Consider the following 22,215-nt stretch of genomic DNA (forward strand, 5'->3'; position numbering starts at 1 on the left):
ATTAAGATTACGACGGTAGCACATAGTTTGATTCTATTTCTGGAACAGCCACAATTGCTCTTTCATTTTTTTCTATAACAGAAACAGCTAAGGCTTGACCTACAACATTCAGAGCTGTTCTGCCTGCATTAACAAAGAAATCAACTGCAAAAATAAGTCCAACACCTTCTTCTGGTAAACCCAGTTGTGGAGCGGCTGCTAAAAGAACAACGATAGCTCCTGATGGAACCGTTGCCACCGTTTTACCAATAAGGGTTAAGACAAGAACCGTAAAGACTAATTGTCCGAAGCTCCACTCGATGCCATAGGCATTGGCAATAAAAACAGTGGCCATCGCAGAGTAAGCCGCTGCTCCTTCAAGGTTGAAAGAGTAACCAAGCGGAACGACAAAATCTGTGACAGCTTCATTATGTCCTCTGTCTTTTAACTTTTGTAACAAAGGTGGTAACACAATACTGGAACTGCCTGATATGAAGGCAAGCGTTAAAAGCTCCCAAATTTCCTTAATCATACTAGTATATGAAACCCTAAAAACTAAGGCAATAAACGGGAAAATAATCAAAAATAATACAGCATAAGCAGCGTATGTCCCAAACACAAATTGACCTAACCCAAACAACTTCTCCAAGCCAGTTGTGGCAACATCATGAGCGATGAAACCAAAAATCCCAATCGGCGATAGCTTGATAACAGCACCGACAATATGATAAATGGCCTCAATCCAAGTATTTAAAGCATCGATTAAAAACTGGCTTTTCTCCGTTTCTAACTTTCCAATTCCATAACCTAAGAATATAGCAAAAACAATACTGGGCAGCAAAGCACCTTCCGATAAGACTTTAATGATGTTAGAAGGAATGAAACCTAAGAAAAAAGTGTCCCATTCGATAGAAGATGTTAACCCTTCTAAGCTTGAACCTGCCTGTCCGATATTGGTATCATTGCCAAATCCTAGATTATAGGCAGCAAAGACAAAAATAGTCGTAATCAAGGTCGTGACAAGGAAAAAATACACTAACGATCGAGTCAATAATTTCCCAAACGACTCTTTTCCAATGACACCGGCTACAGCAACCACTACTAGAGGAACGACGAGGGGAATAATCACCATATTGATGAGATTCAGAAAGGCTTGCCCCAAAAATTGGTATCCATCTGCCCAAGAAGGTTGCAAGCAACCCACTAGAGCACCAAGTACCGATGCTATCAACAATTGCACGCCAAGAGATAACCGCGACGTAATACTTTTAATTGTTACCATAAACGACTCCTAACTATGATTGATGAACGTTATTCTAACATAAACGGAGAAATCCAGCTAATAGCGATTTTTAAAGGATTGATAGGCACACATTATCGTTTTTAATATCCATAATCCTATGATATTGATTGGCTATCACCTTTATCATTTGACCATTTCATAGCAAGGAAAATAATCTATAAAAAAAGAACTCATTGAGTTCTTTCAGACTGGAGACAAATCCTCTAAACAGTAAAGCAATTGAAATACAAGAGTCGACTGTAACGAAACTAAATTTGGGCAGTGACACAAGGAAAAAACAAAGGATTTCGCTACTTGTAGCATGTGAACGACATGTTTTACCTACTAGTAAGGACAATAGACAAATCAGTCCCCTAAGCTATTCTGCAGTTGTTTTTATCCTCTTTATTCCTAATCCATAGCTTTTAATTCCAAGACCATATCGCGGATTTGGGCCGCTAATTCGAAATCAAGCAATTCTGCTGCTTCTTGCATTTGTTTTTGCAGTTTCTTAATGGCTTCTTGACGCTCGGATTTAGTCATTGCTGTGTAATCAACCGCTTCCTCTGCTACATCGCTATCAGAAGCCTTGGAAATAGCAATTAAATCACGAATATCTTTCTTGATGGTTTGTGGCACAATGCCATGCTCTTCATTGTAGCGAATCTGGATCTCACGACGACGAGCAGTTTCATCCATGGCCCGTTGCATTGATTCAGTTATCTTGTCTGCATACATGATGACATGTCCTTCTGAGTTACGAGCAGCACGTCCAATAGTCTGGATAAGACCACGTTCATTTCGAAGAAATCCTTCTTTGTCAGCATCTAAAATCGCTACCAGACTAACTTCTGGAACATCGATCCCCTCACGGAGCAAGTTAATCCCGATAAGAACATCAAAAATACCCAAGCGAAGATCACGGATGATTTCAGTTCGTTCAAGCGTTTTAATATCTGAATGCATGTATTTAACCTTGACACCCATTTCTTTCAGATAATCTGTCAAATCCTCCGCCATTTTCTTAGTCAGCGTGGTAATAAAGGTACGCTCACCTTTTTCAGATCGTATCGTAATTTCTTCTAGCAAGTCGTCCATTTGTCCCATGGTTGGGCGAACTTCTACTTCTGGATCTAGAAGGCCTGTTGGACGGATGATTTGTTCAATGACAGTATCAGTTTGTTCGTTCTCATAGTCGCCAGGTGTCGCAGATACATAAACGATCTGATGAACATGGCTTTCAAATTCTTCGCGACGAAGCGGACGGTTATCCAAGGCTGATGGTAAACGAAATCCATAATCAACCAACATCTGTTTGCGAGAACGGTCACCATTATACATGCCCTTGATTTGCCCCATGGTCATGTGGCTCTCATCAATCATAATCATGAAATCCTCAGGGAAGAAATCCAGAAGTGTATAAGGTGGCTCGCCTTCACTCCGCCCATCCATATGGCGTGAATAGTTTTCGACACCGTTGGTATAGCCCATCTCGCGTAACATCTCAATGTCATATTCCGTTCGTTGTTTGAGGCGTTGGGCTTCTAGGAGTTTGCCTTCTGATTCAAAGACCTTTAGTTGCTCCTCTAACTCGGCTTGAATTTTGGCAATGGATTGCTCCATGTGCTCATCATTTGTCACAAAGTGAGTGGCAGGAAAGAGCACCAAATGCTCTACCTCTCCTAGGTTTTTACCTGTCAAACTTTCGATTTCACGAATGCGGTCAATTTCATCACCGAAAAATTCGACACGAAAGGCATGCTCATCACGAGAAGCTGGGAAAATTTCCACAACATCCCCGCGAACACGAAAACGTCCACGTTGGAAGTCAATATCATTACGTTCAAACTGAATATCTACCAATTGATTTAGCAATTGATCACGGGAGATTTCTTGACCTGGGCGCAGAGAAACGGCTGAATCAGCATATTCTTTGGGTGATCCTAAACCATAGATACAAGATACGGAAGCAACAACAATCACATCATTTCGCTCCAGAAGCGCTGATGTCGCTGAATGCCTTAATTTATCAATCTCATCATTAACCGAAGAATCCTTCTCAATATAAGTATCAGATGAGGGGACATAGGCCTCGGGCTGGTAATAATCATAATAGGAAACAAAATATTCCACCGCATTGTCCGGGAAAAACTCTTTAAACTCACCATAGAGCTGACCCGCCAAGGTTTTATTATGAGCAATAACCAAGGTTGGCTTGTTCACCTTGCTAATGACTTGACTCATGGTATAAGTCTTGCCGGTACCTGTGGCACCAAGTAAAATTTGAGATTTTTCGCCACCTTCGATATTATCAACTAGCTGCTCAATGGCTTGCGGTTGATCTCCTGAGGGTTGATATTTTGATACTAATTTAAATACATTATTTTCTTGTCTATCTATCATGCTTCTATTTTATCATAGCCCTTCCTTTTAAGAAGAGAAAAAGATTGTGAACTCAAGCAATTCTTTCCCCAACCATGCTGATACTGCTAGTTTTGCTTGTCTTTTTAATGGATGACGACTGTTCAATATCAAGCCAGTTTCGTCCGATGTTATTATCATTTTAATAAGTTTTACGAAAACTTAATCTTGTCATGTTAGGTTTTATCACACAACACCCTTCAAATCTTGCTATCTTGTTAATATTTTGCTATAATGAGCTATAATTTTTTTATATAAGGAGATGAACATGAAGACGAAATTTAAAGCATTTCTATTAACGCTTGTTTCTGTTTTCTTTGTGTTCGGTGCTCGTGTCGCCGCTGATACGATTGACGTTGTCTCTGACACCGCTTATGCACCATTTGAATTCAAAGATTCCGACCAAATTTACAAAGGGATTGATGTTGATATTATCAACGAGGTCGCCAAACGTAAGAATTGGGATGTTAATATGACTTTTCCTGGCTTTGATGCCGCAGTAAATGCTGTACAAGCTGGCCAAGCAGATGCCTTGATGGCTGGTACAACAGTTACTGAACCTCGTAAAAAAGTCTTTACATTCTCTGACACTTACTATGATACTGCTGTTGTCCTATATACTAAAAAAGGGAAAACTATTTCAAAATATAGCCAATTAAAAGGCAAAACAGTTGGTGTCAAAAATGGTACTGCTTCCCAAACTTTCTTAGATAAAATCCATAAAAAATATCACTTTAAAGTTAAAACATTTGACACTAGTGATCTTATGAATAACAGTCTTGATTCTGGTTCTGTTGATGCCGCTATGGATGATGAACCTGTTGTTCAATTTGCTATTAAACAAGGCAAGGATTACGCTATCAAAATGGATGGCGAGAAAGTCGGTAGTTTTGCTTTTGGCGTCAAAAAAGGAAGTCAGTATGAGTACCTTGTCAAGGATTTCAATGAAGCGTTTGCTGAAATGAAAAAAGATGGTACCTATGATGACATCATGACTAAATGGCTCGGTAAAGCTGCAACCATTGCTAAGCTAAGTTCCACTGGTGATGCGAACGCTAAGGCAGAGCCCCAAAAAGAACAATATGTGATCGCATCGGATACTTCTTTTGCACCATTTGAATACCAAGATGACGCTGGTAAATACACTGGTTTTGACATGGACTTAATCAAAGCCATCGCTAAGCAGCAAGGCTTTAAAATCAAAATTAACAATGTTGGCTTCGATGCTGCTCTTAACGCCGTGCAATCTAGCCAAGCTGATGGTGCTATCGCTGGTATGACTATTACCGAAGAGCGTAAAGGAACGTTTGATTTCTCAGATCCTTACTACACGACTAATATCATTCTTGCCATCAAAAAAGGAACTGATATTTCTTCCTATAAAGATTTAAAAGGGAAAACAGTCGGTGCCAAGAACGGAACGTCTTCTTACGATTTCCTCGCTAATAAAAAAGAGAAATACGGCTACAAACTAAAAGCATTTGACGAAGCGTCCACCATGTATGACAGCTTGAACTCAGGTTCTATCGATGCGCTTATGGATGATGAACCAGTCTTAGCATATGCCATTCAACAAGGTCGTCAGTTCGAAACGCCTATCAAAGGAGAGCCTTCTGGTCAGGTTGGATTTGCCGTTAAAAAGGGAACTGACACAGAACTCATTGAAATGTTTAATAATGGTATGGCTGCTCTTAAAGAAGATGGCACTTACGACAAACTTGTTAAAAAATACCTTGCTACTTCAACAACCTCTAACAATAAAGAGGAAAAAACTATTGATGAAACAACGATTCTTGGTCTCATCAAAAACAATTACAAACAACTTCTTTCTGGCCTTGGAACGACCGTTAGCCTAACGCTGATTTCATTTGCCATTGCTATGGTTATCGGAATTATCTTTGGCATGATGGCTGTCGCTCCAAATAAAACACTACGTGTCATTTCAACTGTTTTCGTTGACGTGGTGCGTGGTATCCCACTTATGATTGTAGCTGCCTTCATTTTCTGGGGAATCCCTAATCTTATCGAAAGCATTACAGGCCAACAATCACCTATCAATGACTTTGTTGCCGCAACGATTGCCCTTTCTTTAAATGGTGGTGCTTATATTGCTGAAATTGTACGTGGTGGTATTGAAGCTGTTCCTATTGGACAGATGGAAGCTAGCCGAAGTCTCGGTGTCTCTTACAAAACAACTATGCGTAAGGTTATTCTACCCCAAGCTGTTAAACTAATGCTTCCAAACTTCATCAACCAATTTGTTATTTCTTTGAAGGATACCACCATCGTATCAGCTATTGGTTTAGTGGAACTTTTCCAAACAGGTAAGATTATCATTGCTCGTAACTACCAATCTTTCCGGATGTATGCAATCCTTGCAATCATTTATCTAGTCATCATTACTCTATTGACTAAGTTGGCAAAACGTTTAGAAAAGAGGCTTAAATAATGGCAGAATTAAAAATCGATGTCCAAGATTTACACAAATCCTATGGCGATAACGAAGTTTTAAAAGGAATTAATGCTAAATTTTACGAAGGTGATGTGGTTTGTATCATCGGTCCTTCTGGATCAGGAAAATCAACCTTCCTTCGCACTCTTAATCTATTAGAAACCATTACAAGTGGTAATGTTGTCGTTGATGGCTTTGAGCTTTCCGACCCCAAAACAAATATTGATAAAGCTCGTGAAAACATCGGCATGGTGTTCCAACACTTCAACTTATTCCCCCACATGACTGTTCTTGAAAATATCATGTTTGGACCAATTGAACTTGGTAAATTAGGAAAAGCTGAGGCTGAAAAACAAGGAATGGACCTCCTTGAAAAAGTTGGGCTGGCTGAAAAACGGGATGCTCTTCCAGATAGTTTGTCTGGCGGGCAGAAACAACGTGTAGCCATTGCTCGTTCATTAGCAATGAATCCTGATATCATGCTCTTTGATGAACCCACTTCTGCCCTTGACCCTGAAATGGTTGGGGATGTTCTTAACGTTATGAAAGATCTAGCAGAGCAAGGCATGACCATGTTAATTGTGACCCATGAGATGGGATTTGCCCGTCAAGTTGCCAATCGTGTTATCTTTACCGATGGTGGTCAATTTATCGAGGATGGTACACCAGAACAAATCTTTGATAACCCACAACACCCACGACTTAAAGACTTCCTTGATAAGGTTCTCAGTCATTAAGAAAAAAGCTTTCAAGTTTCATAACTTGAAGGCTTTTTTGATGTTTTGTAAAAATGCTTCTGACTCTTCTCTGCTTATAAGATGATACACTTTTTTCTGGGGAAATCTATCCATTAAAGCTAAAATGTTAGGACGGCTCTTCTCAGGAAATTGTTTGATAAAGTCTAAAAACTCTAAATCGATTTCTGTCTCAACCCAAGGCATATCCGGTCTAACAGTCCCGATTCTCTTCGTCACTCCTTCTATACAGGTGTCCAATGGGAAATCGAGAAAGATAATCGTATCGCACGCTTCAAAGCGCAAATCTAATGTGCTGCCATAATTACCGTCAATAATCCAAGAATCTTGCTTTAAAACCGTTTTTTGACGTTCTAGAAAAACGTCAGGTTCAACAGTGGTTTTGTCAGCATTCCAATTCATTAAATCCAAATGATGTAAGGGAAGTTTGGTTAGCTCTGCTAATCTTCTGGCTAAGGTGGACTTGCCCGAACCAGGACACCCAATAATGATAATTTTCTTCATCATTCTATCATACCAAAATTGACACCGTTTGCAAAATATGCTATAGTCAATTCAATAAGATTTGGAGGTAAGGAGCACATGATTCACTAAGTTTCAAAATACGATAGCTTTATCAAGTTTTGTCTTTTAGTGTGCCCTTTTGTACCTGTTTTCAAATGCTAATCTTTCGTACTCTTCTAAAGTCAATGGAGACCTTGCTGACTTGATTGAATGACCTTCAGTTCTATCGACAGCAGCATTTTCTGGTCTTAATTTGATTTTCGTTGACTATCAGGTCTCTTTGCATACTCAAACTCTCTACTTGATAAAGTAGGGAGTTTTTAGCTTGTTTAAAAGGAGGCATTTATGTTACAAACGCAACATCTTACCCTAACCCATCAAAAAGACTTGCAGGATTTAGTTAATAATCTTGATTTGGTGGTTAACGAGGGTGATAAACTAGCCATTATCGGTGAAGAAGGGACTGGTAAATCCAGCCTTATCAAAGCGCTCATAGACCCTGCTGCTGTGTCCGACTACATCAATGTAGAAGGAAACATCATAAATCAATTTCATCGTATCGGTTACTTACCACAAAGTCTAACTTCAGATCAACTGAAACAAAGGGTAACTGATTTTCTTTATGGGAACATAGACTACAGCACTTTCGACTTCTCTTTATTTTACAGAATGGCTGAGCGTTTTCATCTTGATGTAGAGCGATTCGAGGATAATGATCAGACTCTATCTAGTTTATCAGGCGGGGAAAAATTAAAGATCCAATTATTAAAAATTTTAGCACAGGATCCTGATTTGCTAATCTTAGATGAGCCATCTAGTGACTTGGATCAAGATAGTATTGCTTGGTTAGAACACTTTATTGCTCAATCGAATAAGACGATTATTTTTATTTCTCACGACGAAGCCTTTTTAGAACAGACAGCTACTGCTGTTCTTCATTTAGAGTTGCTAAAAAAGCGTTCCGAACCGCGCGCTAGCTATTTCAAAGGTGGCTATAGTGACTATACAGAAAATCGGAGAGAGACTTTTGAACGCCAACTGCAACGAGCCAACAAGGAAAGAGAGGAACATCAAGATCGTATGGCTCGCAGTCACCGTATTCATCAAAGCGTAGAGCACCAACTTCGTCATACTAAAAATGATGTCGCAGGTCGTTTATTAGCTAAAAAACTAAACACCATTCTTTCCCAAGAAAAACGTTACGCCAAGGAGGCCGAAAAGTTTACGGAAATTCCGCAAGATATGGATGCTATCGACCTCTTCTTTTCAGAAATCTCTCCCCTTTCCACAAACAAAATCCTGATCAATTGGGCAGAACAACCCCTTGAAACCGGTCAAACGATTAACTTACTGATTAAAGGACAAGACAAGATAGTTATCACTGGTCCCAATGGCGTTGGTAAAACTGGCCTTCTCAAACAAATCTTGAACGAACTATCTTCTAGATCAGATGTATCCCTGGGCTACATGCCCCAACATTATGATGAGTTTTTAAACCACAATCTTTCTACTCTTGACTTTCTAACTGACGTTACTGAGCCAGAAAAAGCAAGAACGCTACTAGCAAGCCTTCAATTCACAAGAGATGAAATCTCGCATTCCTTAATAGACTTATCTGGCGGTCAAAAGGCCAAACTCTTCTTAGCTAAAATGGTTTTAGCGGGTAATAATGTGCTAGTCTTAGATGAGCCAACTCGACATTTTTCTCCGACCAGTCAGCCCATTATCCGAGAAATACTCCGAGACTTTCCAGGTGCCATCATTAGCGCTTCACATGACAGAAACTATATTAAAGAAATTGCTCGAACTAGCTATCAGCTAACTCCCAAAAAACTCGAACAAATAAGACAATGACATTTCCCAAATACGGCCAATCTGATAAAATAGAATAATCCTATCAACAGAAAGTATCCTATGATTATCAAACTTCTTGCTGTCTTACATGACATCTACAAACATGTTATCGTATACAGTCTTCGCACGGCTTTTTTACAGGTAACTATAACCATTGGTGGCTCTTATTTACTTTCCTGGCTTTTCCGTGGCATTTTAGTAACCTCGGGGTTTCCTGGCTTATCTATGGATAATATCCATAGCTTTTTGGCTAATCCATTGACGTTTTTACTCCTACTGATTTATTTACTTGTACTAGCCTTTCTTGTTTTTATAGAATTCTCTTTTCTTGTTGAAATACTACGTTACAAAGATACTCCTTTAGAATTGGGATTTGACTACTTTAAAACCGATTGTAAAAACTTTATTAACAGCATCAGGGGACGACATTTCTTTGCCTTTCTGTCGTATCTGCTGATGACCATTCCAGTGCTTCGTTTTTTCTTCTCATCCGCTCTTATTGAAAGACTCTATATTCCTGAATTTATCATTGGAGAATTGCAAAAATCTCAATCTGGTCAAGTAGGGCTCTTTATCGTCTACGCTCTACTCTTTTATATCAATAGTCGATTAGTCTACACACTCCCTTTAACCGTTACTCGCAAGGAGAGTTCTTTCACTGATAACCTCAAAACCAGTTGGCAAATGACTGCGGGGCGATCCTTACTAACCCTCATTGGATTGGCAGTTATTGCCGGAACCATTACACTGCTATCCATGATAGCAGCAGGTCTTTTGCTGGGGAGCCTTTCTCTTCTTTTTAGGGGAAATAGCGGTACAGAGGTATTAGCTCAAACTATTTTAGTCAGTCTGACTTGGTTAATCCTATTTGCTGCAAGTCTTTTGATTAAGCTAGCTTCCTTGGCTTATCTCATTCTAGAACTTGAACAAAATGATATTCTTGACGTCAAACCAAGTCCCCAACGTCGAAAAAGCCGTTGGGTGCGACTGCTTCTTTTAAATATCATCGTTGCTTTTGGAGCTTTCTTTTACTATGCCAATCGACTTGGCAATGGGGACCCAGAAAAGGTTAACATTATCGCTCATCGTGGCTATGTTGACAAGGCCGTTGAAAATTCGATGGAGGGTCTGAAAGCTTCTAAAAAAGCAGGGGCAGATATGGTTGAGATTGATGTTCTAATGACAAAGGATAAACAATTTATCATTAATCATGATGATGACCTTAGGCGTCTTTCTGGCCAAGCCAAGCGAGTCAGTCAATCCAAAGCAAAGGATATCATCGGTCAAACTCTTAGACAAAATGAACACACTAGCCAAATCGTCTCTTTCCAAAGATTTTTAGAAGAAGCTCAGAAGTTAAACTTACCTCTGTTGATTGAATTAAAACCTACGAAACATCAACCAGACTATGCCGAATATTTCCTAAAAGAATTAAGCAAGGTTTCACCCCATCCCCAAAATCAATTCATGTCTTTGGATTTAAAGCTTATCGAAACGATTGAGAAAAAACGCCCTGATCTTAAAACCGGGCATGTGATCACTTTTCAATTTGGAGACTTTATCAGTGATAAGGTTGACTTCTATGCTCTTGAAGAATTTTCATACACTAATCACATCGCTAAATTAGCTCGCAATAAACACAAGGATTTATACATTTGGACTATCAATGACCAAAAGCAATTAGCAAGATACTTAAAAACACCTATTGATGGGATTATCACAGACTACCCTAATAAAGCTCGCTACGAACAGAAGCATATGACAAATAAGCCACAAGATTATTTAACGTTTTTGATGAGATTATACCATTTAGACTAAATGTAAAAAAGCACTATCATTTCTATAATGGGACAAACCCACTCTGTAGAGATAATAGGGCTTTTTAGCTTGGGCATAAACTTCCATCTGACTTTTCATATAAAGCAAGTAAACGTATCGTTAGAACTAAAAGAGTCCAATATCAAAATATCGTTTGTTTTACAGTAGCCTACGGTTATCAACATAAGGCGTTGTTCAGATTTCCGACTGTTCTCATTGCCAAGGAAATATGATATTAGGAACCACGACAATCTTCATTCTGAACATTCAAAGAATGGTAACCCTTCTTTGAAATCATAAAGAGGTATACGGTATTAAAGAAGACAAAAACAGGGAGAATGATGGGAAAATATTACCCTCAGGACATCCACCATTATAATATGAAGCATTGTCAAATCACCCCTTCAAAAGGGGGGTGTTCTCAAGAAGGGACTAATGCTATAACCCTTAACAGTAATCAGCACCTCTTTCAGAAGAAGTATTAGGAAATGCTGTATGTTAAAGAAAAGGCCAAATACCGCTACAAGATAGCGATCAAAAATGTAGCATTTAAACACAGATATGGTCTTGATGTTTTCAAGGGCATCGGATCTTTTCAACATAGCACTGTGCTTAACATGAAAAGGATTATGACTCCAATAACCCCAAAATAAGCAAAAAAAGGAATCTACCCAAGTATGAGTACAATTCCTCTTTTTTATGTAAACAGCAGAACTTACTTTTCCAGTAGGGCCACTTCTCGTCTTCTCTTTTGTTTAGCCATCAGTTATCCATTATCGTCTACAGTAGGCTGGTTTTCGGAACTCTAGTGACTTCAAAAAACGGATTTTTCTTGCTTTGAACATATCACAAAAGAAAAGACCAAACTAGTCCTCTCTCGTTGTTTATGATAAGTCACCCACTGCAGTTAACAATGAGCCTTTGTTATTGATTTAATTCTGTTTCTTTGGCTTTTCGCTCACGCTCTAAGCGTAATTTTCGATTTGGATTAAGTTGGTTGAACAGTTCTTCTAGTTTAGCAGCATTCCAAACATCGGCCGCCGAAACAAAATGACCATCCTTATCTTTAAAAGATATGGGTTTATCTCCCATGACAACCTCCCGTAAATGATTTTTTGAGTTCTAGTTTTGAGACGATAGACCATTTAGCTACATTTCCTTGATCATCGCATATACATTACAGAAATTCCCATAACTTCGACTGCCTACATTGCTGTTTCCAGATAGTCCAGGGTGCGATACGAAAAAAGCTATCTATGTTATCGTCTCCAAGCTAGGGAGTATTTACAACTGACCTCGGCAACAAAACCTCTAAGAAAGCTAACCTAGTGTAACATCTTAGTGGGCATTTTTCTTAGAATGTCAATTTCGAATTGTCACAGCTGTAAGTGACGATGAACAGTTAACGGTCTTTGTTTTCTAATCTACAAATTCAAATTCAAAGTTACCGATACGGACAATATCACCATCTTTAGCGCCACGTTGGCGAAGAGCATCGTCGACACCCATACCACGCAGTTGACGTGCAAATTTCATAAGGGATTCGTCGCGTTCCAAATTCGTCATGGCAAAGAGTTTTTCCAATTTCTCACCAGATAATACCCAGGTGGCATCATCATCACGTGAAATATCAAATGGACGTTCATCTGGATTGAAGCCGTAGTAAACTTCGTCATCTTGCATATCGGATTCATCATAAAGCAAGAAGTCATCTGTATGATCCAATAACTCAGAGGTTGCTTCAAGAAGATTCTCTAAACCTTGATGAGCAATACTTGAAATTGGGAAAATCATTGGTAAATCGTCAAATTCATCATATTCTTTTGCCAATTTCTCTTTGAATACTTTAAGATTATCTTCGGATTCTGGCATGTCCATCTTATTAGCTACAATAACTTGCGGGCGTTCCATCAAACGAAGATTGTAAGATTCCAACTCATTATTAATCGTTTGATAATCTTCAAATGGATCACGACCTTCGCTAGCGGACATGTCAATAACATGCAGAATCACTCGCGTACGCTCAATATGACGTAAGAATTGTGTTCCTAAGCCGACGCCTTGATGAGCTCCCTCGATCAGTCCTGGAAGGTCTGCCATGACGAAACTCTCACCTGACTTAGTGCGTACCATACCGATGTTAGGGACAATAGTTGTGAAGTGGTAAGCACCAATCTTAGGTTTAGCTGCTGAAACCACACTTAAAAGTGTTGACTTACCAACAGACGGGAAGCCAACTAAACCAACATCAGCCAAAATTTTCAATTCAAGCTCAAGTTGACGATCTTCTCCAGGCTCCCCATTTTCAGCAATTTCAGGTGCAGGGTTTCTAGGGGTTGCAAATCGAATATTACCACGTCCGCCACGTCCGCCGCGTGCAACAACGAATTCTTGACCGTTTTCAATTAAATCGGTTAGAACTTTCCCAGTCTCTGCATCACGGACGGTTGTTCCTTGGGGGACTTTGACATAAAGGTCTTGAGCACCTTTTCCGTGCATGCCTTTCGTCATTCCTTTTTCCCCAGCTTGAGCGTTAAATTTACGGTTGTATCGAAAATCCATCAAGGTACGAAGACCTTCATCTACGACAAAAATGACATTACCGCCACGTCCGCCGTCACCTCCCCAAGGTCCTCCGTCTGGAACATACTTTTCTCGACGGAAGGCAACCATGCCATCACCGCCACGACCAGCTTTCACTGAAACCTTGGCTGTGTCTAAAAACATACTCATATTTTCCTCTTTTCTTAGCAGAAAAAAACGCTTTACAGCGTTTCCTTACCAGCCTAATGAACCTAGTGCTGACACGACAAGACCAGCAACGGTTATGATAACCATCAAAAAGACGACTACAATAGTTAATTTTTGAAATGCTGTTTTCTTACGTGGTCCGTTATCTCCAAAAGCCAAAAGTAATACCTCTTATTCTGAATTTATCTCTTAAAATGATACCATTATTTAGATTATATAGCAACTGAAACCAGTCACTTCCTAAGATTTAGAAGCGTCGAGAAATTGTGATTTTAAAGCGTTTTTATGATAAAATAAACTTACTATGTAAAAAGGAGATAGTTATGGTTTTACCTAATTTTCAAGCTAATTTAGCAAAATATGCTGAATTGCTAATCGCCAAAGGGGTTAACGTCCAAAAAGGACACACACTTATCATTTCAATTGGCGTTGATCAAGTTGATTTCGCTCGTTTATTAACCAAATTTGCCTACCAATATGGGGCTGCTGAAGTGGTTGTTGACTACATTGATGATCAAATTACACGTGACCGCTTCTTACACGCTGATGAAGAACGTGTCACAAGCGTTGCTGACTATCTTGTGGCTAAATCAAATTATTTCTTAGAGAAAAAAGCTAGTCGCTTAGTGATCCGGTCATCCGATCCAAATGTTTTCTCTGCTGTTGATCAAGAACGTTTGTCAAAAGCTACTCAAGCTCAAGCAATTGCACTTGCTGCACAGCGTGAGGCAACACAATCAAATAAAATTAGCTGGAATTTAGCAGCTGCATCTGGGAAAGAGTGGGCCGCTCTTGTCTTCCCTGATTTAGCGACTGAAGAAGAGCAAGTCGATGCCCTTTGGGATACTATCTTCAAACTTAACCGTGTTTATGAAGAAAACCCAATTAAAGCTTGGGATCAACATCAAGCGAACCTAGTTTCAAAAGCTGATATTTTAAATAAATACCAATTTGATGCCCTTCATTATACAGCTCCTGGGACTGACTTGACGCTTGGTATGCCTAAAAATCACCTTTGGGAAGCTGCTGGTAGCATTAATGCTCAAGGCGAGGAATTTATCGCCAATATGCCAACCGAGGAAGTCTTCACAGCTCCTGATTACCGTCGCGCCGATGGTTATGTGTCTTCTACCAAACCATTAAGCTATGCTGGGGTTATCATCGAAGACATGAAGTTCACGTTTGAAAATGGGCGCATTGTTGATGTTACTGCCAAAAAAGGCGAAGACACCATCAAACGTCTAGTCGAAGAAAGTTCTGGCGCTCGCTCTCTGGGTGAAGTCGCTCTTGTCCCACATAAAACACCTATTTCATTATCAGGATTGACTTTCTTCAATACTCTCTTTGATGAAAATGCCTCAAACCACTTGGCTATCGGTCAAGCTTATGCCTTTAGCATTCAAGGTGGTACTGAGATGTCCAATGAAGAACTCGAAGCTGCTGGACTTAATCGTTCAACCGCACACGTTGACTTCATGATTGGCTCTGATCAAATGGATATTGATGGTATCACTGCAGATGGGCAAGTTGTTCCGATTTTCCGTAAGGGAGAATGGGCAATCTAAAGGTAATCATATCAAAAAGAATCTCGCTTGGTTAAACGAGATTCTTTTTATAATGTCACATCGAATGACTCTAGACTTGAGAGCTCTTTTTCAGTAAGGCGACGCCAATCACCTTTTTTTAAACGACTATCAAGCAATAGCGGTCCCATGGATAGACGTTTTAGATGGATAACTTCCTTGCCACAAGCTTTCACCATACGTTTGACCTGGTGGAATTTACCTTCTTGAATCGTAATATGAACAAGACTTTTTTGATTTTCCATGTCCACTGATACAATAGCTAACTGAGCGGGTAGGCAAACATGATCACTTAAGGCAATGCCTTTTTGAAACATAAGCTGATCTTCCTTGGTCATGATACCTGCCACTTCTGCTTGATAGACCTTATCAACATGTTTCTTAGGAGATAGCATAGCATGAGCTAAATGTCCGTTGTTGGTCAATAAAAGCAAACCTTCTGTGTCAATATCTAAACGACCAACTGGAAAAACACCTTTCTTTTTAGCCAGATCATCCAAACAATCCACAACTGTTTTATGGTGAGCATCCTCTGTCGCTGAAACCACTCCTGCTGGCTTATGTAACATGTAGTAAAGAAATGTCTCATAAACCAATAATTGACCATTATAAAACACTTGATCCACCAACGGATCGATATGACATTTGGGTGATGTTTCTACTTCTCCGTTTACTGCTACCTGCTTCTTCTTGAGAATAGCTTTAACTTCGGTACGAGAACCAATGCCATTTTCAACTAAAAATTTATCAAGTCTCATCTCTTTCTCCATATTGTTGTAGTTGCCATAGACAAATAGTCTTAATGGTTTCCTTTGGAAGTTCCTGATCATAGGGCAACTGAAAACCACGTTTGGTAAATGATAGTTCAGGGTATTTATCTTCCCAATAAGACACAGCTTCAAGCCCAACATAAACATTGACATGCTTTTTAAAGGCTTGAAAGTGGATAATGTAAGTATTTTGCCAATAAGAAGGCATGGACCAGGCTAAACCTTCTAAAGCATTTGGCAAGATGGTCTTAATCATCTCTCTTAGTTCTTTCAACAGAGGCTGATGTGTTTCATCCTCCTTGGCAATATAATTATCTACGGCCTTACTGTCTGCAAGCATTGGCATAGCTTTAACCTCACTATTATTTTCATCTCTTCAATCATACCAAAAAAGCCGTCAATTGACGACTTTATGGTTCTAATCGATACCAATTTCTGCTCGTACAACATCAGCGATAGTATCAACATAATAGTCTACTTCTTCATCTGTTGGAGCTTCTGCCATTACTCGAAGAAGAGGTTCTGTTCCACTTGGACGAACGAGAATACGACCATTACCAGCCATTTCAGCTTCCATCTTAGCAATGATATCAGCGATAGCTGGAACTTCCATACTCTTATCTTTCATGCCATTTTCAACGCGAATATTGACCAGCTTTTGTGGGTAAATAGTGACTTCCGATGACAACTCAGACAGGGACTTCCCTGTTTCCTGCATGACTTTTGTCAATTGGATCGCTGTCAATTGACCATCACCGGTCGTGTTGTAATCCATAATAATGACATGTCCAGACTGTTCACCACCAAGATTATAACCTGATTGACGCATTTCTTCGACAACATAGCGGTCACCAACTGATGTCACTACCTTTTCAATTCCTTCTCTATCCAGAGCTTTATGGAAACCTAGGTTGGACATAACAGTCGTTACAATCGTATTTTTAGCTAATTGACCATGTTGAGCCATGTGTTTACCGATGATGTACATGATTTTATCACCATCTACAATCTCACCATTCTCATCTACTGCAATTAAACGATCGCTATCACCATCAAAAGCCAAGCCAATCGCTGAACCAGTTTCTTTAACCAAGTCTTGAAGAGCTTCTGGGTGTGTTGATCCAACCCCTGCATTGATGTTCAAGCCATCTGGCTGATCCCCAATGACTGAAATATTAGCATCCAAATCTAGGAAGACATGACGTGCTGAACGATGGGCAGCACCGTTGGCTCCGTCAAGGGCAACTTTCATACCATCAAGGGTAACACCTGTAGAAACCAAGAAGGCTTCATATTTACGAAGGCCTTCTGGATAATCCACTAAACTGCCAAGACCTTCAGCTGATGGACGAGGTAAGTTATCGTCATCAGCATCTAAAAGTGCTTCAATCTCGGCTTCTAAGGCATCACTGAGTTTGAAACCATCATTAGCGAAGAATTTGATTCCATTATCTTGGGCAGGATTATGACTAGCTGAAATCATCACACCAGCGCTAGCATTTTCAGTTCTGACAAGATAGGAAACGCCTGGTGTTGCCAGCACACCAAGTCGGTAGACTTCAATGCCAACAGATAAGAGTCCTGCTACCAAAGCAGCTTCTAGCATTTCACCAGAAATACGAGTATCACGTGCTACAAAGACTTTAGGACGTTCGTTTTCATGCTGACTAAGAACATAGCCACCAAAACGCCCCAATTTAAATGCTAGTTCTGGTGTTAACTCTGTGTTTGCTTCTCCACGAACACCATCTGTTCCAAAATATTTTCCCATAGTTTTTAGCGCTTAATGCGCTCCTCCATTTTTCTTAAAGTTATTATGTCTTATTTCTTAGTTGCTGTCAACTTAACCGTAACGGTTTGCGGGATGATTGTTACATTCGACGCAGACAATGAAACCGTCTTTGACACGTCTTTGGAAACCCCTGTAATATCTACGGTCCCTTTAACACTATCAATAGCATCAAGTTCCTCTTGTGTTCCAGACACGGTTACTGTTTCCTGACTCAACTTATAGCCAATGTTTATCAAGTTATCTGACAGCACACCTGTCACTGATAAATTAATGGGTACTTCTTTAGTTAATTTTTTTACCGAAACTTTCAATTGAGTTTTAGCAGGATCAACAATTGAGGGCAAAATAGTGCCATCTGAAGAAACAGCTTGTAAATTAACAGTGCCACTGTAATCACTACTTAAAACCTTATCAGATGCCAAGACCGCCTCAACATGATCAATTTGTTGTAAGGTGGATTCATTGCTAGTGACGGTGACCTCAGAAATTCCAGTCTCTATGTTTTCAATCTTATAGCCGTCTGCTACCTGCTCTGGGGGAATCGTTGATTTTACCTTAAAGGTTTTTTTAGCTTTTTTGCCAATTGTAATCGCGACACTTTTCGGATTAACCGTAGCATTCACATCCCTAGGTAAGCCAACGACTTTTAATTTGGCGTTAGCCGTTCCAGCTTTGACATTGGATAAATCCGCTACAACCTTAAAACGACGAGTATCTTCATTAATCTCAGAATCAAGCTTGATACGATTGGTAGAGGTTAGGTAAACTTCCGCTTCGTAAGAATAACCACTGATAAAATACTTTTCAGTATCATACTTAATATCAATGGGAACACTTTCAATGGTATGGCTATAAGTCTCTGTGACACGAGATAATTGTGTTCCAGAAGCATTATAAGCCGTCGATTTAGCTAAAAAGAATAGAACTAAGGCAAAGAAAACAGAAACAATAATGTAGAAAATGGGTTGGTTAAAAAATTTCTTAATCATTTCTTCTGCCTCCCAAACAAGCGTTCCTTCCAACCAAGTGGTTTATCTAAATCTGCCATGAGAATGTCTTTTAAAACCAGCTCAAAACTTTCGTTGCTCAGATCGTGTTGAAAACGTCCGTTATGTGTAATCGAGATACCACCTGTTTCTTCTGATACAATAATCGTTAGGGCATCAGAATTCTCGGATAAGCCAATCGCTGCTCTGTGCCTTGTTCCAAATTCTTTTGAGATGGCTGTTGATTCCGTCAAAGGGAGATAACAACACGCAGCTGCAATTTTTTTACCTTTTATAATGACTGCACCATCATGTAAAGGCGTATTTGGAATAAAGGTATTAATCAACAACTGACTGGAGACATCTGCATTTAAGGGAATTCCTGTACTGATATATTCCTGCAAGGTCTGTGTCCCTTGAATGGAAATGAGGGCACCGATTTTACGAGGGCTCATGTAAGCTACCGATTTAACCAGAGCTTCTATCAGTCTTTCCTCATCAGTCGTTACAGAAGAACCTGGTGCAAATAGCTGTGTGGTTTTACCGAATTTCTCTAACCCTAGACGAATTTCAGGTGCAAAGATAACAACACCTGCAATAACGCCATACGTAATAATTTGATTCATCAAATAGGTTATGGTTGTTAAACCGATAAATTCTGCTAATAATTTTAAGAGAATAAATAAGATAATCCCTTGAACTAAAGACATGACTTTAGTCCCAGCCAATGCTTTAATAAAGCGATAAATAAGATAGGCAACAAGACTGACGTCTAAAATATTAACTAATATGGTCCAAGGGCTGTCAAACAGTGATTGCCAGAACCTAGCATCAAACTGTGAAAAAAAACTCATGTTGGTACGCTCCTTCTTATCTGTACCTTCTAAATAGACACTGTTTTCATTATAGCATTTTCTCTAGCTAGTTTGTAGTATTTTTGTTAGAATAAAACCATGACTATGAAAACACAAATGGGAATTTTTGCCGGTAAAACAGCTCATTTTTTTCTTTCTAAAATGGGACGTGGCTCAACTCTACCTGGAAAAGTTGCCCTTAAATTCGATACTAATATTTTAGATAATCTGGCTAAAGATTATGAAATTGTTGTTGTCACTGGTACCAATGGCAAAACCCTCACAACTGCTCTCACAGTTGGAATTCTCAAAGAGGCTTTTGGCGACATCGTAACCAATCCCAGCGGTGCCAATATGATAACTGGAATCACTTCCACCTTCTTAACAGCTAAACCGAATAAATCTGGAAAGAAAATTGCGGTGCTTGAAATTGATGAGGCCAGTCTCCCCAAAATTACGGAGTACATCACCCCTAGTCTTTTTGTTTTCACCAATATTTTCCGAGATCAAATGGACCGCTACGGTGAGATTTATACCACTTATGATATGATCTTAGCAGGTGCTGCTAAGGCGCCTCAGGCAACTATTCTAGCTAACGGAGACAGTCCTCTGTTCCATTCGCGACAAGTGATTAACCCTGTCCAATTTTATGGTTTTGAAACAGAGTCCCACGAACCACAGTTAACCCACTACAATACAGAAGGTATTGTCTGTCCAAAATGTGAGCACATTTTACAGTATAAGATGAACACTTACGCTAATCTTGGTGATTATGTCTGCCTCAACTGTGACTTCAAGCGTCCGCAACTAGACTACAAACTGACAGCCTTAACCAACATTACCAATACAACATCTGAGTTTGTCATTGATGGACAGGATTACAAAATCAATGTTGGCGGCTTGTACAACATCTATAACGCTCTTGCTGCCGTCTCAGTTGCCGAGTACTTTGGCGTTTCACCTGAGAACATTAAGGCTGGTTTTGAGAAGAGTCGCGCGGTCTTTGGACGACAAGAAACATTCAAAATCGGTGATAAATCATGTACCTTAGTCCTCATTAAAAATCCTGTGGGAGCTAGTCAAGCTCTCGAGATGATTAAATTAGCAGATTATTCATTCTCCTTATCCGTTCTTTTAAATGCCAACTACGCAGATGGTATTGACACATCTTGGATCTGGGATGCCAACTTTGAAGCCATTAACGACATGGATATCACAGAAATTAATGCCGGTGGCGTACGCCAAACTGAAATTGCTCGACGTTTACGAGTGACCGGTTATCCAGAAGATAAGATTCATCAAGCCGAAACCTTGGATGACATCATATCCAAGATTGAACATCAAACAGCTGATCACGCATACATCTTAGCAACTTATACAGCAATGCTTGAGTTCCGAGACATCCTAGCCACTAAAAAAGCTGTTGGAAAGGAGATGAACTAATGGTTTATACCTCTTTACAATCTCCCCAAAATCAAAATTATGATTATGATTTAACGATTGCTCATCTCTACGGCAATCTTCTAAATACCTACGGAGATAACGGTAATATCCTTATGATGAAATATGTTGGAGAGAAATTAGGTGCCAAAATGACCTTCGACATCGTATCCATAGGGGATGATTTTGATCATCATGATTACGATATGATCTTCTTTGGTGGTGGTCAGGATTACGAACAATCCATTGTAGCCAAAGATTTACCAAGCAAACGCCAAAGTATTGACCAATTCATCCAAGAGGATAAAGTTATCTTGGCCATCTGTGGGGGGTTCCAACTGTTGGGACAATATTATGTTCAAGCTAATGGTGTCAAAATTGATGGTATTGGTGTAATGGGACACTATACGCTCAATCAAGAAAATAACCGTTACATTGGTGATATCAAAATTCATAATGAAGAATTTAACGAAACCTATTATGGTTTTGAAAATCATCAAGGCCGCACCTTCCTTTCAGACGATGAAAAACCATTAGGAAAGGTTATCTACGGCAATGGTAATAATAAAGAAGATGGTAGCGAAGGCGTTCATTATAAAAATGTTTATGGGTCCTACTTCCATGGTCCAATCTTATCCAGAAATACCAACTTGGCTTACCGATTAGTGACCACAGCCCTGCGCAATAAATATGGTCAAGACCTTGCCTTACCAAGCTATGAAGCTATTTTAGGACGGGAAGTTCCTGAAGAGTACGGTGATGTTAAGTCAAGAGTAGCATTTGAACAATAAATACAAAAAATCAAAATCTCAAGAACGAGATTTTGATTTTTTGTTTTCTTTTAAACTTAACGAATTCCTTTCATCAACTCTTCAACAATTCGTTCCAATTTTTTAAATCAGACTAGGTAATGCCGATCTAGCCTAGACATGAACACATCAAGTCAACGCGGGAGCTCAGTCTCTGTATACAAT

At 39.5% G+C, this 22,215-nt stretch carries 18 protein-coding genes; 7 read left to right on the forward strand and 11 right to left on the reverse strand.

Annotation, left to right across the window (positions count from 1 at the left end; translation table 11 throughout):
- Positions 1-7: 7 nt before the first annotated feature.
- Together A2G56_RS03080 and uvrB are read right to left on the reverse strand one after the other, a co-directional pair.
- The gene (locus tag A2G56_RS03080; protein WP_062708870.1) at positions 8-1,261 is read right to left on the reverse strand and encodes a dicarboxylate/amino acid:cation symporter; all 1,254 of its coding nucleotides are present in this window, start codon (positions 1,259-1,261) and stop codon (positions 8-10) included.
- Between the two features lie 411 nt (positions 1,262-1,672).
- Entirely contained in the window at positions 1,673-3,664 is a 1,992-nt protein-coding gene (gene uvrB, locus A2G56_RS03085; RefSeq protein WP_062708873.1) for an excinuclease ABC subunit UvrB, read from the reverse strand.
- Between the two features lie 286 nt (positions 3,665-3,950).
- Between uvrB and A2G56_RS03090 the strand changes: the two genes are divergently transcribed.
- Both A2G56_RS03090 and A2G56_RS03095 read left to right on the forward strand, forming a co-directional pair.
- Entirely contained in the window at positions 3,951-6,131 is a 2,181-nt protein-coding gene (locus A2G56_RS03090) for an ABC transporter substrate-binding protein/permease (protein ID WP_062708876.1), read from the forward strand.
- Positions 6,131-6,871 (forward strand): amino acid ABC transporter ATP-binding protein, encoded by a 741-nt coding sequence (locus tag A2G56_RS03095; protein WP_062708879.1) that lies wholly within the window; start codon positions 6,131-6,133, stop codon positions 6,869-6,871. Before A2G56_RS03090 ends, A2G56_RS03095 begins: the two co-directional genes overlap by 1 nt.
- Before the next feature lie 18 nt (positions 6,872-6,889).
- Here the strand turns inward: A2G56_RS03095 and A2G56_RS03100 are convergent, their stop codons facing one another.
- On the reverse strand, positions 6,890-7,396 hold the full coding sequence (locus A2G56_RS03100) for a P-loop NTPase family protein (protein WP_237334434.1): 507 nt from the start codon (positions 7,394-7,396) through the stop codon (positions 6,890-6,892).
- Between the two features lie 342 nt (positions 7,397-7,738).
- Between A2G56_RS03100 and A2G56_RS03105 the strand changes: the two genes are divergently transcribed.
- Both A2G56_RS03105 and A2G56_RS03110 read left to right on the forward strand, forming a co-directional pair.
- Positions 7,739-9,247, forward strand: coding sequence for an ATP-binding cassette domain-containing protein (locus A2G56_RS03105; protein WP_062708882.1), 1,509 nt, complete (start codon positions 7,739-7,741; stop codon positions 9,245-9,247).
- Positions 9,248-9,307: 60 nt separating this feature from the next.
- Positions 9,308-11,065 (forward strand): glycerophosphodiester phosphodiesterase, encoded by a 1,758-nt coding sequence (locus A2G56_RS03110; RefSeq protein ID WP_062708885.1) that lies wholly within the window; start codon positions 9,308-9,310, stop codon positions 11,063-11,065.
- 924 nt (positions 11,066-11,989) lie between these two features.
- Here the strand turns inward: A2G56_RS03110 and A2G56_RS10430 are convergent.
- The 3 genes from A2G56_RS10430 to A2G56_RS10080 form a co-directional block, all read right to left on the reverse strand.
- Complete coding sequence (locus A2G56_RS10430) at positions 11,990-12,157, reverse strand: hypothetical protein (protein WP_099091455.1); 168 nt, start codon at positions 12,155-12,157, stop codon at positions 11,990-11,992.
- Positions 12,158-12,484: 327 nt separating this feature from the next.
- On the reverse strand, positions 12,485-13,798 hold the full coding sequence (obgE, locus tag A2G56_RS03115) for a GTPase ObgE (protein ID WP_062708888.1): 1,314 nt from the start codon (positions 13,796-13,798) through the stop codon (positions 12,485-12,487).
- A 45-nt stretch (positions 13,799-13,843) separates the two neighbouring features.
- Positions 13,844-13,975, reverse strand: a complete 132-nt coding sequence (locus A2G56_RS10080) for a DUF4044 domain-containing protein (RefSeq protein WP_018379768.1) — start codon at positions 13,973-13,975, stop codon at positions 13,844-13,846.
- A gap of 164 nt (positions 13,976-14,139) precedes the next feature.
- Here A2G56_RS10080 and A2G56_RS03120 point away from each other — a divergent pair, with 164 nt between their 5' ends.
- Positions 14,140-15,381, forward strand: a complete 1,242-nt coding sequence (locus A2G56_RS03120) for an aminopeptidase (RefSeq protein WP_062708891.1) — start codon at positions 14,140-14,142, stop codon at positions 15,379-15,381.
- 47 nt (positions 15,382-15,428) lie between these two features.
- Here A2G56_RS03120 and A2G56_RS03125 read toward each other — a convergent pair whose 3' ends face one another.
- The 5 genes from A2G56_RS03125 to cdaA form a co-directional block, all read right to left on the reverse strand.
- The gene (locus A2G56_RS03125) at positions 15,429-16,157 is read right to left on the reverse strand and encodes a pseudouridine synthase (protein WP_062708894.1); all 729 of its coding nucleotides are present in this window, start codon (positions 16,155-16,157) and stop codon (positions 15,429-15,431) included.
- On the reverse strand, positions 16,147-16,515 hold the full coding sequence (locus A2G56_RS03130; RefSeq protein ID WP_062708897.1) for an iron chaperone: 369 nt from the start codon (positions 16,513-16,515) through the stop codon (positions 16,147-16,149). Before A2G56_RS03130 ends, A2G56_RS03125 begins: the two co-directional genes overlap by 11 nt.
- Before the next feature lie 72 nt (positions 16,516-16,587).
- Entirely contained in the window at positions 16,588-17,940 is a 1,353-nt protein-coding gene (gene glmM / locus A2G56_RS03135) for a phosphoglucosamine mutase (protein WP_062708900.1), read from the reverse strand.
- Positions 17,941-17,990: 50 nt separating this feature from the next.
- A complete protein-coding gene (locus A2G56_RS03140) occupies positions 17,991-18,950 on the reverse strand; it encodes a CdaR family protein (RefSeq protein WP_062708903.1) in 960 nt (319 codons plus the stop codon).
- The gene (gene cdaA, locus A2G56_RS03145) at positions 18,947-19,801 is read right to left on the reverse strand and encodes a diadenylate cyclase CdaA (protein WP_062708906.1); all 855 of its coding nucleotides are present in this window, start codon (positions 19,799-19,801) and stop codon (positions 18,947-18,949) included. The genes A2G56_RS03140 and cdaA overlap by 4 nt, the downstream gene beginning before the upstream one ends.
- A 99-nt stretch (positions 19,802-19,900) precedes the next feature.
- On the opposite strand from cdaA, the gene murT reads away from it, so the two are divergent.
- Entirely contained in the window at positions 19,901-21,244 is a 1,344-nt protein-coding gene (gene murT / locus A2G56_RS03150) for a lipid II isoglutaminyl synthase subunit MurT (protein ID WP_062708910.1), read from the forward strand.
- On the forward strand, positions 21,244-22,032 hold the full coding sequence (gatD, locus tag A2G56_RS03155) for a lipid II isoglutaminyl synthase subunit GatD (RefSeq protein WP_062708912.1): 789 nt from the start codon (positions 21,244-21,246) through the stop codon (positions 22,030-22,032). The genes murT and gatD overlap by 1 nt, the downstream gene beginning before the upstream one ends.
- Positions 22,033-22,215 lie beyond the last annotated feature (183 nt).

This window comes from Streptococcus halotolerans (genome assembly GCF_001598035.1).
Lineage (GTDB): Bacteria > Bacillota > Bacilli > Lactobacillales > Streptococcaceae > Streptococcus > Streptococcus halotolerans.